The 15,373-nt window shown below is 59.0% G+C and carries 16 protein-coding genes; 2 read left to right on the top strand and 14 right to left on the bottom strand.

Annotated elements, in window-relative coordinates; translation table 11 throughout:
• Window positions 1–5: 5 nt before the first annotated feature.
• Window positions 6–767, bottom strand: coding sequence for an SDR family NAD(P)-dependent oxidoreductase (locus LMH93_RS02690; protein WP_185279919.1), 762 nt, complete (start codon window positions 765–767; stop codon window positions 6–8).
• 21 nt (window positions 768–788) lie between these two features.
• On the bottom strand, window positions 789–1,574 hold the full coding sequence (locus LMH93_RS02685; RefSeq protein ID WP_047605319.1) for a sulfite exporter TauE/SafE family protein: 786 nt from the start codon (window positions 1,572–1,574) through the stop codon (window positions 789–791).
• Between the two features lie 200 nt (window positions 1,575–1,774).
• Here LMH93_RS02685 and LMH93_RS02680 point away from each other — a divergent pair, with 200 nt between their 5' ends.
• A complete protein-coding gene (locus tag LMH93_RS02680) occupies window positions 1,775–3,157 on the top strand; it encodes an aminotransferase-like domain-containing protein (RefSeq protein ID WP_003255445.1) in 1,383 nt (460 codons plus the stop codon).
• Between the two features lie 90 nt (window positions 3,158–3,247).
• Here the strand turns inward: LMH93_RS02680 and LMH93_RS02675 are convergent, their stop codons facing one another.
• Window positions 3,248–3,793: a single-stranded DNA-binding protein gene (locus tag LMH93_RS02675; RefSeq protein ID WP_003255446.1), complete on the bottom strand. Its 546-nt coding sequence runs from the start codon at window positions 3,791–3,793 to the stop codon at window positions 3,248–3,250.
• 9 nt (window positions 3,794–3,802) lie between these two features.
• The gene (locus tag LMH93_RS02670) at window positions 3,803–5,197 is read right to left on the bottom strand and encodes an MFS transporter (protein ID WP_003255447.1); all 1,395 of its coding nucleotides are present in this window, start codon (window positions 5,195–5,197) and stop codon (window positions 3,803–3,805) included.
• A 129-nt stretch (window positions 5,198–5,326) separates the two neighbouring features.
• Between LMH93_RS02670 and uvrA the strand changes: the two genes are divergently transcribed.
• On the top strand, window positions 5,327–8,161 hold the full coding sequence (gene uvrA / locus LMH93_RS02665) for an excinuclease ABC subunit UvrA (RefSeq protein ID WP_003255448.1): 2,835 nt from the start codon (window positions 5,327–5,329) through the stop codon (window positions 8,159–8,161).
• A 72-nt stretch (window positions 8,162–8,233) separates the two neighbouring features.
• Here the strand turns inward: uvrA and bfr are convergent, their stop codons facing one another.
• The 10 genes from bfr to rplO all read right to left on the bottom strand — a co-directional run bounded on the left by bfr (window position 8,234) and on the right by rplO (window position 15,370).
• On the bottom strand, window positions 8,234–8,698 hold the full coding sequence (gene bfr, locus LMH93_RS02660; protein WP_003255449.1) for a bacterioferritin: 465 nt from the start codon (window positions 8,696–8,698) through the stop codon (window positions 8,234–8,236).
• A gap of 163 nt (window positions 8,699–8,861) precedes the next feature.
• Complete coding sequence (locus LMH93_RS02655; protein WP_014860902.1) at window positions 8,862–10,301, bottom strand: catalase; 1,440 nt, start codon at window positions 10,299–10,301, stop codon at window positions 8,862–8,864.
• Between the two features lie 172 nt (window positions 10,302–10,473).
• Entirely contained in the window at window positions 10,474–10,860 is a 387-nt protein-coding gene (rplQ, locus tag LMH93_RS02650) for a 50S ribosomal protein L17 (RefSeq protein ID WP_003255451.1), read from the bottom strand.
• Between the two features lie 42 nt (window positions 10,861–10,902).
• Complete coding sequence (locus LMH93_RS02645) at window positions 10,903–11,904, bottom strand: DNA-directed RNA polymerase subunit alpha (RefSeq protein ID WP_003255452.1); 1,002 nt, start codon at window positions 11,902–11,904, stop codon at window positions 10,903–10,905.
• A gap of 22 nt (window positions 11,905–11,926) precedes the next feature.
• Window positions 11,927–12,547, bottom strand: coding sequence for a 30S ribosomal protein S4 (gene rpsD / locus LMH93_RS02640; protein WP_003255453.1), 621 nt, complete (start codon window positions 12,545–12,547; stop codon window positions 11,927–11,929).
• Between the two features lie 15 nt (window positions 12,548–12,562).
• On the bottom strand, window positions 12,563–12,952 hold the full coding sequence (gene rpsK, locus LMH93_RS02635; protein ID WP_003255454.1) for a 30S ribosomal protein S11: 390 nt from the start codon (window positions 12,950–12,952) through the stop codon (window positions 12,563–12,565).
• A gap of 18 nt (window positions 12,953–12,970) precedes the next feature.
• A complete protein-coding gene (rpsM, locus tag LMH93_RS02630) occupies window positions 12,971–13,327 on the bottom strand; it encodes a 30S ribosomal protein S13 (RefSeq protein ID WP_003255457.1) in 357 nt (118 codons plus the stop codon).
• Window positions 13,328–13,458: 131 nt separating this feature from the next.
• Entirely contained in the window at window positions 13,459–13,575 is a 117-nt protein-coding gene (gene rpmJ / locus LMH93_RS02625) for a 50S ribosomal protein L36 (RefSeq protein WP_002555468.1), read from the bottom strand.
• 28 nt (window positions 13,576–13,603) lie between these two features.
• The gene (gene secY / locus LMH93_RS02620; protein ID WP_003255459.1) at window positions 13,604–14,935 is read right to left on the bottom strand and encodes a preprotein translocase subunit SecY; all 1,332 of its coding nucleotides are present in this window, start codon (window positions 14,933–14,935) and stop codon (window positions 13,604–13,606) included.
• Entirely contained in the window at window positions 14,936–15,370 is a 435-nt protein-coding gene (gene rplO, locus LMH93_RS02615; RefSeq protein ID WP_003255461.1) for a 50S ribosomal protein L15, read from the bottom strand. It abuts the gene before it with no gap.
• Window positions 15,371–15,373: the final 3 nt, after the last annotated feature.

Here is a 15,373-nt window from a genome sequence, read left to right as displayed (position 1 = left end):
CCCGATCAGGCACGTGGCAAGTTGCGCACCACATTCAGCGCCGCACTGCTCTGCGCCACAGGCATGATCTCGATGGTATTGATATTCACATGCGCCGGCTGCTCGGCAACCCAGGCTACCGTCGCTGCAATGTCCTCCGGCAGAAGGGCCTCTACATCCCGATACAAGGCCTGCACGGCGTCCATATCACCATTGAGGCGCACCACCGAGAAGTCCGTGCCTGAGCACAGCCCCGGCTCGATGTTGCTCACCCGCACCCGGGTGCCAGCCAGGTCGGCACGCAGGTTGAGGCTGAACTGGCGGACGAACGCCTTGCTGGCGCCATACACGTTACCGCCCGGGTAGGGGTAAGTGCCGGCGATCGAGCCGATGTTGATGATCATGCCGCTATCGGCTTCCACCATTTGCGGCAGGATCTTGTGGGTGACCATGGCCAGGCCGGTGATGTTGGTGTCGATCATCTGCTGCCAGTTTGCGGCACTGCTGGTTTGGGCACGGTCCACGCCCAGCGCCAGCCCCGCATTGTTGACCAGCAGATCGATCTGCAGCGACGCCTCACGCAGCTGCTCGACCGCCTTCTCAAGCGATACGGGGTCAGTGACATCCAGCGCCAGCGGAATGAAATTGACGCCCAGTTCGGCCTCCAGTGCTTTCAGTTTGTCCATGCGCCTGGCGCCACCGATCACCCGGTAGCCTTTGCCGATCAGGGTGCAGCAGATGGCGCGGCCAAAGCCTGAGGAAGCACCGGTTACAAATGCGGTTTTCATTGGTTATCTCCTATCAATGGGTCAGGTCAGGTACTTCACGCCCAGGCTGATGAACAGACAGAGCATCGAGAACACCAACGCCTTGCGCACCACGTCATTGCCTTTACGCAAGGCCAGGGAACTGCCCAGGTGGTTACCGAGGATGTTGCAGGCCACAAGTGGCAATGCCAGCAGGTAGACGACCTTGCCTGCGCTGACGAACGCCACCAAAGCACCGATGTTGGAAGCGAAGTTGAAGGTTTTGGAGTTGGCTGAACTGGAGACCAGATCCATGCGCAGCAGGTAATGGAAAGCGATGATGAACATGCTGCCGGTACCGGGGCCGAAGAAGCCGTCATAGAAGCCGATGACCAGGCAAGTCAACGGCACTACGGTGTACAGCATTCGCGAAGACAGCTCGCGCTCCTCGACCGGACGATCCTTGGGGGCAAGGAAAATGAGAATGCCGAGCGGGATCAGTGCCAGGATGATCTTGCCCACCGTTTCCTGCGAGATCGATACGATCAGGTGTGCCCCCAGGTAGGCGCCTAATAGCGAAAACGGCACCCCCACCAACGCTACCTGCCAGACCATCTTGCTGTTGGCCAGGAAGTTGCGGATAGCCGCCAGCGTGCCGAGGGTACTGACCAGTTTTTCCTGGCCCAGTGCCACCTGGGGCGGCATGCCAACCAGCAGAAAACCCGGCACCAGGAACAAACCTCCACCCCCGGCAATGCTGTCGACGAAGCCCGCAACAAAAGCGATCGCGCCAAGCATGAGGATTGCCAGCAACCCGTGCTCCGCCCAGTAAGAACCCAACATGTCCATAGCAAAGTCCATCCAGTGGAGCGTTATGCCAGGCGCAGCCTGAGAGCGGCTGGCCTGATCGGTGCGATGATTGTAATTTCAAAAATTGAATCGATTCAATCTCAAATAAATTCAATTCAATTTAACCAATTACCATCATTACCTGCATCCGAGCTTTCATGCTAGGCTTTCGCGCTCTTGCAGAGCCTGGTGCCATCTCCATGTGGGTCCCCCAATACAGCCATCAAACACAGCCGGTTTACCTGATGATCGCTGATGCCCTTGAACAGGACATCGAACGTGGTCGGCTTGCAGAAGGCGATCGCTTACCCACGCTCAAGGACCTCGCCGAGGCGCTGAATGTAACCCCCGGCACGGTTGGCAGGGCCTACGACGAAGCAGCCAAGCGTGGTTTGGTGGCTGGCGAGGTAGGCCGAGGCACATTTGTCAGGCAACTGCGGCAGCCATTACCCGCCCCGTCGGTGCCCACACCCGTTGCCGGCGAGAGTAGCCAGATCGACCTCTCGATCATCAAGCCCAACGACGCTCACATGAGCGAGTGGCTAGGCACGGCTATCCGCGAACTGGCCGCCTCCTCGGACTTGGGGCAGGTACTCGACTATGTGACAGAAGGTGGCCACACGTCCCACAAACAAGCCGGTGCGACCTGGATACAGCGCTGGCTGCCTGATGCTCGCTGGCAGCAGGTGGTACTGACTGCTGGCGCCCAGCATGGGCTGCTGGTGGCCATCAGCAGCCTGTCGAAGAGTGACGATGTGGTGCTGTGCGAGTCGCTCTGCTACCCGGGCATCATATCCCTGGCCCACAGCCTGGGCCGGCGCCTGCGCGGCGTCGCCATGGACGAACACGGGCTCATCCCGGAGGCATTGCGCGCGGCCTGCCTGGAACACCGCCCTTCCCTGCTGGTGTGCGTCACCACGCACCAGAACCCGACCAACTCGATCATGCCCCCAGCAAGGCGCCAGGCTATCGCCGAGATCGCCCGTGAGTTCGACCTGTTCATCGTGGATGACGATATCTACGGTTTTCTCGAGCCCGACCCGGGCTACAAGCCGCTTGCAGCGTATGCGCCTGAACGCTCGGTGTACCTCACCAGCCTGTCCAAAAGCGTGCTGCCGGCACTGCGCATCGGCTACCTGTACGCCCCGCCGCAAACCCTGTCGCGGTTATCATCGATGGTACGCAGCAGCGTGTGGATGCCATCGCCACTGATGGCGCAACTGGCCAGTAACCTGATCAACAGCGGCAAGGCCGACCAGCTGGTGCGTATGCAGCAACAGGAGGCGGCCGCGCGCCAGCACATGGCCCGGGAGATTCTTGGCCAATACAAGATCCGCACCCAGCCTCACAGCTTCCATATCTGGCTGGAGCTGCCAGAACCGTGGACCAGCGACGAGTTTGCCAACCTGGCGCGTGATAACGGCGTAACGGTGGTCAGCGGCAGCCAGTTCCTGCCAGAACGCAGCCACCCCACCAGCGGTGTGCGCATCGCCCTGATGGCACCCAGCCGCCAGGCACTGGGCTTTGCCCTGACCAAGCTGGCAAGCCTGCTGGATTCGGCGGAGCCGCGGTTGTTCTACTGAAAGCGATGCCAGATACGCGGTGCTGCCCATAAAAAAACCCAGGGCAATTGCCCTGGGTTTCTGGTCTTGCTGAACGCCTTATCGCTCTGATCAGAACGGAATATCGTCATCGAAGCTGTCGAAGTCAGCCGCCGGCTGCGGCGCAGGCTGTTGCGGCGCTGGGCGCTGAGGGGCCTGCTGCGGGCGCTGGGCCTGCTGGCGTGGCGGTGCCTGGTTGTACTGTTGCTGCTGGCCGCCACCGTAATTGCCGCCACCCTGGTTGTACGGGTCGCCGCCCTGCTGCTGGCCTTGCGGACGACCGCCGAGCAGCTGCATGGTGCCGTTGATGTCGACGATGATCTCGGTGGTGTAGCGCTTGATGCCGTCTTTTTCCCACTCGCGGGTCTGCAGCTTGCCTTCGATGTAGCACTGCGAACCCTTGCGCAGGTACTCGCCAGCGATTTCGGCAACCTTGCCGAACAGCGACACACGGTGCCACTCGGTACGCTCGACCTTCTGGCCCGACTGCTTGTCAGTCCACTGCTCGCTGGTGGCCAGGCTCAGGTTGGTCACGGCGTTACCGTTGGGCAGGTAGCGGACTTCGGGATCCTGGCCACAGGTACCGACCAGAATGACTTTGTTAACCCCACGGGCCATAACGTTCTCCTAGGCTTCGCACGCCGAAGAGGCTGGATTCACCAGTCGCTCGAGGGTCGCACGGTCCAAAATTTTCGTATCCAGTTTGATATAGATGGCGGCTTCTTCTGCCACCACCACAGCGTCGGTCACACCCGGCACGGCCATCAGGCGCTCGGTCAGGCCGGCTTCCCGGACCGCCTCAGGCGTCAGGGGCATGCGCAGGCTGGTCACATATGGCGGCTCGTTCATGCGCAAGGCGACGATCAGCCAGATAGCACACAGCACCGCGCTACCGAGGAACACCGTGTTCAGCCCACCGTGCTGGAACAACCAGCCGCCAAGGATCCCGCCTAACGCTGCACCGAGGAACTGGCTGGTGGAATACACCCCCATTGCCGTCCCCTTGCCACCGGCAGGCGATACCTTGCTCACCAGAGAAGGCAGCGAAGCCTCCAGCAGGTTGAATGCGGTAAAGAATACCACGGTGCCAATCACCAGTCCGCGCAAACCGTCAGCCCACTCCCAGAAGTATATCTCTGTCAGCAGCAGGACACTGACTGCGCCGGCCAACACTCGTTTCATCTTGCGCTTTTTTTCGCCGTAGATGATGAACGGGACCATTGCAAAAAATGAGATGAACAGCGCAGTCAGGTACACCCACCAGTGCTGCTCCTTGGGCAGGCCGCCACGCTCGACGAACGCCAGTGGCAGCGCAACGAAGCTGGCCATGAGGACGGCGTGCAGGATGAAAATGCTTATGTCCAGGCGCAGAAGGTCCGGATGACGCAGTGTCGGGCCGATGGCCTGGCGCGCCACCCCCGACTCGCGGTGCTGCAAAATGCTGTGGGTGTTGGGTACGACAAACGCGATCAACAGGATGCCGACCAAGGCAAGCCCGGCCGTAACCAGGAACAAACCTGACAAACCAAAGGCACTTGTCAGCAATGGACCAACGACCATGGCGACAGCAAACGACAGGCCGATGCTCATGCCGATCATGGCCATGGCCTTGGTCCGGTGTTGTTCGCGGGTGAGGTCCGACAGCAGTGCCATCACCGCGGCAGAAATTGCCCCCGCGCCCTGCAGGATGCGCCCGGCAATCACGCCCCAGATAGAGTCAGCCTGGGCCGCCAGCACACTGCCCAGGGCAAAGATCACCAGCCCCAGATAAATCACCGGTCGGCGACCGATGCGGTCAGAAACCATCCCGAACGGGATCTGCAATACCGCCTGAGTCAGGCCATAGGCACCAATGGCCAGGCCGATCAGGGCAGGCGTGGCACCAGCCAGGTCCATGCCGTAGGTGGCCAGTACCGGCAAGACCATGAACATGCCCAGCATACGAAAGGCAAAGACCAGGGCAAGGCCGCCAGCGGCGCGGGTTTCGCCGCCACTCATACGCTCGTTGTGGGTGTCGTGCATGGATTAACCTCGTGTGAACCGGCGGCGATTCTATCAGTCCGACAGCTTGACGGCATCAACGCGACGCTTTGCCGCGTCATACTGGCGCGCCGTATACTTCCTTGTTTATGCCCGCCAAGCGAGGCCGCAGTGGACAAGATCCTGATTCGTGGGGCACGTACCCACAACCTGAAGAACATCGACCTGACCCTGCCCCGGGACAAGTTGATCGTGATCACCGGCCTGTCCGGTTCCGGCAAGTCGTCCCTGGCGTTCGATACCTTGTACGCCGAAGGCCAGCGCCGCTACGTGGAATCGCTGTCGGCCTACGCCCGGCAGTTCCTGTCGATGATGGAAAAGCCCGACGTCGACACCATCGAAGGCCTGTCACCGGCGATTTCCATCGAGCAGAAGTCGACCTCGCACAACCCGCGCTCCACGGTCGGCACCATCACCGAAATCTACGACTATCTGCGCCTGTTGTACGCCCGCGTCGGTACTCCACGCTGCCCGGACCACGATATCCCGCTGGAGGCGCAAACGATCAGCCAGATGGTCGACCTGGTGCTGGAGCGCCCGGAAGGCAGCAAGCTAATGCTGCTCGCGCCGGTGGTGCGCGAGCGCAAGGGCGAACACCTGGCGGTGTTTGACGAGCTTCGCGCCCAGGGCTTCGTGCGGGCCAGGGTCAACGGCAAGCTCTACGAACTCGATGAGTTGCCCAAGCTGGACAAACAGAAGAAGCACAGCATCGATGTGGTGGTGGACCGCTTCAAAGTCCGCGCCGACCTGCAACAGCGCCTGGCCGAATCGTTCGAGACCGCGTTGAAGCTGGCCGACGGTATTGCCCTGGTGGCACCGATGGACGACGAACAAGGCGAGGAGACGATCTTCTCCGCGCGCTTCGCCTGTCCGGTGTGCGGCCACGCGATCAGCGAGCTGGAACCGAAGCTGTTCTCCTTCAACAACCCGGCGGGCGCCTGTCCGACTTGCGACGGCCTGGGGGTCAAGCAGTTCTTCGACACCAAACGCCTGGTCAACACGGAACTGACCTTGGCCGAAGGCGCGATCCGCGGCTGGGACCGGCGTAACGTGTACTACTTCCAGATGCTCGGTTCGTTGGCAGCGCACTACGGCTTCAGCCTGGAGGAGCCTTTCGGTGAGCTGTTGGCCGAACACCAGAAGGTGATCCTGCAGGGCAGCGGCAAGCAGAGTGTCGACTTCAAATACCTCAACGACCGAGGCGATATCGTCAAGCGATCGCACCCGTTCGAAGGCATTGTGCCGAACCTTGAGCGCCGCTACCGCGAAACCGAATCGGCCACAGTGCGTGAAGAACTGGCCAAGTTCCTTGGTACGCAACCGTGCCCGGATTGCCGGGGTACGCGCCTGCGCCGCGAGGCGCGCCATGTGTGGGTGGGCGAGAAAACCCTGCCGGCGGTAACCAATTTGCCGATCGGTGAAGCCAGCAACTACTTTGGTCAACTGACCCTCACCGGCCGCCGTGGCGAAATCGCGGCAAAAATCCTCAAGGAAATCTGCGAACGACTTCAGTTCCTGGTCAATGTCGGCCTCGACTACCTGACCCTGGATCGTAGCGCCGACACCTTGTCCGGCGGTGAAGCGCAACGTATCCGACTCGCCAGCCAGATCGGCGCCGGTCTGGTGGGGGTGATGTACATCCTCGATGAACCGTCCATCGGCCTTCATCAACGCGACAACGACCGCCTGTTGGCCACCCTGAACCATTTGCGCGACCTGGGCAACACGGTGATCGTGGTGGAACACGACGAGGACGCCATTCGGCTGGCCGACTACGTGGTCGATATCGGCCCAGGCGCCGGTGTTCACGGTGGGCAGATCGTCGCCGAGGGCTCGCCCCAGGAGGTCATGAACCATCCCGATTCGCTGACTGGCAAGTACCTGTCCGGGCGCAAGAAGATCGTCGTGCCGGCCAAGCGCACGCCGCGCAACAAGAAGCTGCAGCTCAAGCTCAAAGGCGCGCGTGGCAACAACCTGCAGAACGTCGACCTGGAAGTACCAATCGGCCTGCTGACCTGCGTGACTGGTGTATCCGGCTCGGGCAAATCGACGCTGATCAACAACACCCTTTTCCCCTTGGCCGCCACGGCACTCAATGGCGCAAGCAGTCTGGAAGCCGCACCGCACAGCAGCATGGACGGCCTGCAGCACCTGGACAAGGTGGTGGATATCGACCAGAGCCCGATCGGCCGCACACCACGCTCCAACCCGGCGACCTACACCGGCATCTTCACCCCGATCCGCGAGCTGTTCTCCGGTGTACCGGAGTCACGCTCGCGTGGTTATGGTCCGGGGCGTTTCTCATTCAACGTCAAGGGGGGCCGTTGCGAGGCCTGCCAGGGCGATGGCCTGATCAAGGTGGAAATGCACTTCCTGCCGGACATCTACGTGCCGTGTGACGTGTGCAAGAGCAAGCGCTACAACCGCGAAACCCTGGAGATCAAGTACAAGGGCAAGAACATCCACGAGGTGCTGGAAATGACCATCGAGGATGCCCGAGAGTTCTTCGATGCGGTGCCGGCGCTGGCGCGCAAGCTGCAAACGTTGATGGATGTGGGCCTGTCGTACATCAAACTGGGGCAATCAGCGACCACGTTGTCCGGCGGTGAGGCGCAGCGGGTGAAGCTGTCGCGCGAACTGTCCAAGCGCGATACCGGCAAGACCTTGTACATCCTCGACGAACCTACTACCGGTCTGCACTTTGCCGATATCCAGCAGCTGCTGGATGTGTTGCATCGCCTGCGCGACCACGGCAATACCGTGGTGGTGATCGAGCATAACCTGGATGTGATCAAGACTGCCGACTGGCTGGTTGACCTGGGGCCTGAGGGCGGCTCCAAGGGTGGGCAGATCATTGCCTGCGGTACGCCAGAAGAGCTGAGCGAGATGAAGCAGTCATATACCGGCCATTACCTGAAACCATTGCTGGAGCGGGACCGGGCCTAAGTGTTGCCAGCGCAATGAAAAAGCCCCTGGTACCGAGGGTGCCAGGGGCTTTTACTTGAGCCTGTGGGTAACTTACATCTGCGACTGCAGGTAGTTTTCCAGCCCAATGGCCTTGATCAGGCCCTGCTGCTTCTCAAGCCAGTAGGTGTGATCTTCTTCGGTGTCGGCCAGCTGCGCACGCAGGATGTCACGACTGACGTAGTCCTTGTGCAGTTCGCATAGCTCGATGCCTTTACAAAGCGCACCGCGCACCTTGTATTCGAGCTTGAGGTCTGCCTCGATCATTTCCGGCACGGTGCTACCGACCTCCAGGTCATCCGCACGCATGTCAGGGGTCCCTTCGAGCATGAGGATACGACGCATCAGGGCATCGGCGTGCTGCGTCTCTTCCTCCATCTCGTGGTTGATGCGCTCGTAGAGCTTGGACAGGCCCCAGTCTTCGTACATGCGCGAATGAATGAAGTACTGGTCGCGTGCCGCCAGTTCGCCCTTCAGCAGCGTGACGAGATAGTTGATTACATCCGGGTGGCCTTGCATCGCCCTGATTCTCCATGTGAAAACGTCTATGCCACATAGTGTGAACCAGCTTTTGCCTATGGTCACTGAAAAACGCGCAATCAGACGCAAAAAATCGGTTAAACAGTAGTGATATTCATTGAAAAACCGCCCAAATGAGGGCGGTTCTTCTTATCACTTCGACTTAGGCGAGATTGATGCCCAAAGCCTTCGCAATCCCTTCGCCATAGGCCGGATCCGCCTTGAAGAAGTACTGTAGCTGACGCTGAATCACGTCTTCGCTGACACCGGCCATGGTACCGGCGATGTTGCTGATCAGCAGGGCTTTCTGCTCATCGCTCATCAAACGGAACAACGCGCCGGCATGACTGAAGTAGTCAGTGTCCTCACGGTGATCGTAGCGATCAGCCGAACCATTCAGGGCCAATGCTGGCTCAGCATGACGTGGCGACTGTTTCGGGGCATCGCTGTAGCTGTTTGGCTCGTAGTTCGGTGCACTACCGTAACTGCCGGTGGCCATCGAGCCGTCGCGCTGATAGCTGTTGACCGGGCAACGTGGCGCGTTGACTGGCAATTGCTGGTGGTTGGTGCCAACGCGATAGCGGTGCGCGTCGGCGTAGGCGAATACACGGCCTTGCAGCATGCGGTCCGGTGAAAGACCGACGCCGGGCACCATATTGCTCGGGCCGAACGCGGCCTGCTCGACCTCTGCAAAATAGTTGAGCGGGTTGCGGTTGAGCTCCAGCACACCCACCTCGATGAGCGGATAATCCTTCTGCGACCAGGTCTTGGTCACGTCGAATGGGTTCTCGTCGCGGCTGGCAGCCTCGGCTTCGCTCATCACCTGAATGCAGACAGTCCAGCGCGGGTAGTCGCCACGCTCAATGGCCTCGAAGAGGTCGCGCTGAGCGTAATCCGGGTCGGTACCTGCCAGGCGTGCAGCGTCTGTCGGGGTGAGGTTCTTGATGCCTTGCTGGGTCTTGAAGTGCCACTTGACCCAAGTGCGCTCACCCTTTGCATTGATCAGGCTGTAGGTGTGGCTGCCAAAGCCATGCATGTGGCGATAGCCGTCCGGAATGCCACGATCGGAAAACAGGATGGTGACCTGGTGCAGCGCTTCTGGGGAATGCGACCAGAAGTCCCACATCATCTGAGCGTTCTTCAGGTTGGACTGCGGGTGGCGCTTCTGGGTGTGGATAAAGTCCGGGAACTTCAATGGGTCGCGAATGAAGAACACTGGCGTGTTGTTACCGACGATGTCCCAGTTGCCTTCCTCGGTGTAGAACTTCACCGCGAAGCCACGCGGGTCACGCTCGGTATCTGCAGAGCCGCGCTCGCCACCAACGGTGGAGAAGCGTAAGAAAGTCTCGGTTTGTTTACCGACCTCTTCGAACAGCTTGGCGCTGGTATAGCCGGTGATATCGTGAGTAACGGTAAAGGTACCGTAGGCGCCCGAGCCTTTGGCATGGACGCGACGCTCAGGAATGTTCTCGCGATTGAAATGGGCGAGCTTCTCGATCAGGTGGAAGTCGTCGAGCAACAGCGGACCGCGCGGGCCGGCGGAGCGGGAGTTCTGGTTGTCGGCTACAGGTGCACCGCTGGCGGTGGTGAGAATCTTGCTCATGGGCTCTCCTTTTCGGTCTTCAAGGGCCGGCTAATCGGCTGTAGAGAGAGTATTGACGAGCAAGATTACAGGAACAAATTCATTACATGACTTACATCAATAGAAATAAACAATAGATGTAAAAACAAAAAACCGGGCACTAGGCCCGGTTTTCTGTAGCAGACAGAACGTCTTACTCAGCAGCTTCTACAGCACCGCCGACCGGACGATCAACCAGCTCGACGTACGCCATAGGCGCGTTGTCGCCAGCGCGGAAACCGCACTTCAGGATGCGCAGGTAGCCGCCCTGACGGGTGGCGTAACGCTTGCCCAGGTCGTTGAACAGTTTGCCAACAGCGGACTTCGAACGGGTACGGTCGAAGGCCAGACGACGGTTAGCAACGCTGTCTTCCTTGGCCAGGGTGATCAGCGGCTCGGCAACGCGGCGCAGTTCCTTGGCTTTCGGCAGGGTGGTTTTGATCAGCTCGTGCTCGATCAGCGACACTGCCATGTTCTGGAACATAGCCTTGCGGTGAGAGCTGGTACGGCTCAGGTGACGTCCACTTTTACGATGACGCATGATTCATTCCTTACCAAACACTACGTTCGGTGATTACGACGATCAGGCGGTCGCCTTGTCGTCTTTCTTAAGACTTGCAGGCGGCCAGTTGTCGAGGCGCATGCCGAGAGACAGACCACGAGAGGCCAGAACGTCCTTGATTTCAGTCAGGGACTTCTTACCCAGGTTAGGAGTCTTCAACAGCTCTACTTCGGTACGCTGAATCAGGTCGCCGATGTAGTAGATGTTCTCCGCCTTGAGGCAGTTGGCCGAACGTACAGTCAGTTCCAGGTCGTCAACCGGACGCAGCAGGATCGGATCGATCTCGTCTTCCTGCTCGACTACGACAGGCTCGCTGTCACCTTTGAGGTCGACGAACGCGGCCAGCTGCTGTTGCAGAATGGTCGCAGCGCGGCGGATAGCCTCTTCAGGATCCAGGGTGCCGTTGGTTTCCAGATCAATGACCAGTTTGTCCAGGTTGGTACGCTGTTCAACACGGGCGTTCTCGACCACATAGGCGATACGACGCACCGGGCTGAAGGAGGCGTCCAACTGCAGACGGCCAATGCTACGGCTTTCGTCTTCGTCGGTTTGACGGGAGTCGGCCGGCTCGTAACCACGACCACGAGCTACAGTGAGCTTCATGTTCAGAGCGCCGTTCGACGCCAGGTTCGCGATTACGTGATCGGGGTTGACGATCTCGACATCGTGATCCAGCTGAATATCGGCAGCGGTAACCACCCCCGAACCCTTTTTCGACAAGGTCAGCGTAACTTCGTCACGACCATGCAGTTTGATAGCGAGACCTTTCAGGTTCAACAGGATTTCAATTACGTCTTCCTGAACACCTTCGATCGCGGAGTACTCATGGAGTACGCCATCGATCTCGGCCTCGACTACTGCACAGCCAGGCATGGAGGACAACAGGATGCGGCGCAGCGCGTTGCCCAGGGTATGGCCGAAACCACGCTCGAGAGGCTCGAGCGTAATCTTGGCGCGGGTCGGACTGACTACCTGCACATCAATGTGGCGGGGAGTCAGGAACTCATTTACCGAAATCTGCATGGATGCACCTATTTTCTAGCCCTTACTTGGAGTAGAGCTCGACAATCAGGTTTTCGTTGATGTCGGCAGACAGGTCGCTGCGAGCAGGAACGTTCTTGAAAACGCCCGACTTTTTAGCAGCATCCACGTCAACCCACTCAACGCGGCCACGCTGGGCGCACAGTTCAAGGGCTTGAACAATGCGCAACTGGCCCAGCGATTTCTCGCGGACTGCGACCACGTCACCCGGACGAACTTGGTAGGATGGAATGTTTACAGTCTTACCGTTGACGCTGATCGCTTTGTGCGAAACCAGCTGACGGGACTCGGAACGAGTCGAGCCGAAGCCCATACGGTAAACGACGTTATCCAGACGGCACTCGAGCAGTTGCAGCAGGTTCTCACCGGTTGCGCCTTTTTTCGAGGCAGCAGCTTGGTAGTAACCGCGGAACTGACGCTCCAGAACACCGTAGATACGACGGACTTTTTGTTTCTCACGCAGCTGGGTGCCGTAGTCGGACTGACGGCCACGGCGCTGGCCGTGGATACCTGGGGCTGCTTCGATATTGCACTTCGATTCCAGAGCGCGAACGCCGCTCTTCAGGAACAGATCGGTGCCTTCACGACGAGACAGTTTGCATTTTGGACCAATGTAACGTGCCATTCTTCTGTCTCCTGATTACACGCGACGCTTCTTCGGCGGACGGCACCCGTTGTGCGGGATTGGCGTCACGTCGGTGATGCTGGCGATCTTGTAGCCGCAGCTGTTCAATGCACGAACGGCGGACTCACGACCTGGACCTGGACCCTTGACGTTAACGTCGAGGTTCTTCAGACCGTATTCCAGCGCAGCTTGACCAGCACGCTCAGCAGCGATCTGAGCTGCGAACGGGGTGGATTTGCGCGAACCACGGAAACCCGAACCACCGGAGGTCGCCCAGGATAAAGCATTGCCCTGACGGTCGGTGATGGTCACGATGGTGTTGTTGAAAGAAGCATGGATGTGGGCGATGCCATCAACCACTGTCTTTTTGACTTTCTTACGAGGACGAGCAGCAGGTTTTGCCATGTCTATATTCCTGGGCGATTACTTGCGGATCGGCTTACGCGGGCCCTTACGGGTGCGTGCGTTGGTCTTGGTGCGCTGACCGCGAACCGGCAGACCTTTACGATGACGCAGGCCGCGGTAGCAACCCAGGTCCATCAAGCGCTTGATCTTCATGTTGATGTCACGACGCAGGTCACCTTCGGTGGTGAACTTCGCGACTTCGCCACGCAGGGTTTCGATTTGCTCGTCGCTCAGATCCTTGATCTTCGCGGCTGGGTTTACACCAGCGTCTGCACAAATCTTCTGTGCAGTTGTGCGACCGACACCATAGATGTAGGTCAGCGAGATAACAGTATGCTTGTTATCTGGAATGTTGACGCCTGCAATACGGGCCATTCAGTGGGACTCCAATTGACAGCTACCTACGCCCCGGAAGCCAAGAAATAGGGCGCGAGATAATATCGCTGTAGAAACGAATAATCAACCCAGCAGCACACTAGCTGCTGGGTTTGAAGCGCAGATCACACTCAGCCTTGGCGCTGTTTGTGACGCGGTTCCGCGCTGCAGATCACTCGTACGACGCCTTCGCGACGGATGATCTTGCAGTTACGGCACAGCTTTTTCACCGATGCACGAACTTTCATTACCGACTCCTCGAACCTTAGGGGCGTATCAGCGCAGCAAACCGCTGCCACCGTAGCCTTTCAGGTTGGCTTTCTTCATCAGGGATTCGTACTGGTGCGAAACGAGGTGCGATTGTACTTGGGACATGAAGTCCATCACAACCACTACCACAATCAGCAACGAGGTCCCGCCAAGGTAGAACGGCACATTTGCTGCCACCACCAGGAACTGGGGCAGAAGGCAGACGGCCATCATGTAAAGAGCACCGAACATGGTCAAACGGGTCAGAACGCCATCAATGTAGCGCGCCGACTGCTCACCAGGACGGATACCCGGAATAAAGGCACCGGACTTCTTCAGGTTTTCCGCTACGTCTTTCGGGTTGAACATCAACGCTGTGTAGAAGAAGCAGAAGAAAATGATCCCTGCACTAAACAGCAGAATGTTCAACGGCTGACCAGGAGCGATCGACTGCGAGATGTCCTGCAGCCAGCCCATACCTTCGGACTGACCAAACCAGGCACCCAGCGAAGCCGGGAACAGCAAAATGCTGCTCGCGAAAATGGCCGGGATAACCCCCGCCATGTTCACCTTCAGCGGCAAGTGGCTAGTCTGCGCAGCGAAGACCTTGCGGCCCTGCTGACGCTTGGCGTAATGAACGGCGATACGACGCTGACCACGCTCAATGAACACCACAAAACCGATAATCGCTACTGCCAGCAAACCGATGGCGACCAAGGCGAAAATGTTGATATCGCCTGTGCGTGCAGACTCGAAAGACTGCCCGATTGCTCTCGGAAGACCGGCAACGATACCTGCGAAGATCAACATCGAGATACCGTTGCCCACACCGCGCTCGGTGATCTGCTCGCCCAGCCACATCATGAACATCGCGCCTGCCACGAAAGTGGAAACAGCGACGACGTGGAAGCCCAGGCCTGCAGAAAACGCCACGCCCTGGTTGGCCAGGCCAATGGACATGCCAATGGCTTGGACCAGTGCCAGGATAACGGTGCCGTAGCGGGTGTACTGGCTGATCTTGCGACGGCCAGCTTCACCTTCCTTCTTCAACTGCTCCAGTTGCGGGCTGACCGCCGTCATCAACTGCATGATGATCGATGCCGAGATGTACGGCATGATCCCCAGTGCAAAGATGCTCATGCGCTCGAGCGCGCCACCGGAAAACATGTTGAACAAGCTAAGAATGGTCCCCTCATTCTGCCGAAACAGATCCGCCAGACGGTCCGGATTGATGCCGGGAACCGGGATATGCGCACCTATCCGATAGACGATGATCGCCATGAACAGAAAGCGCAGACGAGCCCAGAGTTCCGACATCCCGCCCTTACCGAGCGAAGAGAGAGCACCTTGCTTAGCCATTTATTCCTCGAATTTGCCGCCAGCTGCTTCGATAGCCGCACGCGCACCCTTGGTGGCTGCGATACCCTTGATGGTGACTGCGCGAGTAACTTCGCCAGACAGCATGATTTTCACACGCTGAATGTGCTGGTTGATCACGTTGGCATCCTTCAGGGATTGCACGGAGATCACGTCGCCTTCCACTTTGGCCAGCTCGGACAGACGCACTTCAGCGCGGTCCATGGCTTTCAGGGAAACGAAGCCGAACTTCGGCAGGCGACGGTGCAGCGGCTGTTGACCGCCTTCGAAGCCAGGAGCGATCGAACCACCCGAACGGGAAGTCTGACCTTTGTGGCCACGGCCGCCGGTCTTACCCAGACCGCTACCGATACCACGACCTGGACGATGCTTCTCGCGACGGGAACCCGGCGCTGGACTCAGATCATTGAGTTTCATCGA

This window comes from Pseudomonas sp. CIP-10 (assembly GCF_020911845.1).
Lineage (GTDB): Bacteria > Pseudomonadota > Gammaproteobacteria > Pseudomonadales > Pseudomonadaceae > Aquipseudomonas > Aquipseudomonas alloputida.
The sequence above is the reverse complement of the archived record's forward strand: the minus strand, read 5'-3'. Positions and strand labels throughout refer to the sequence as shown.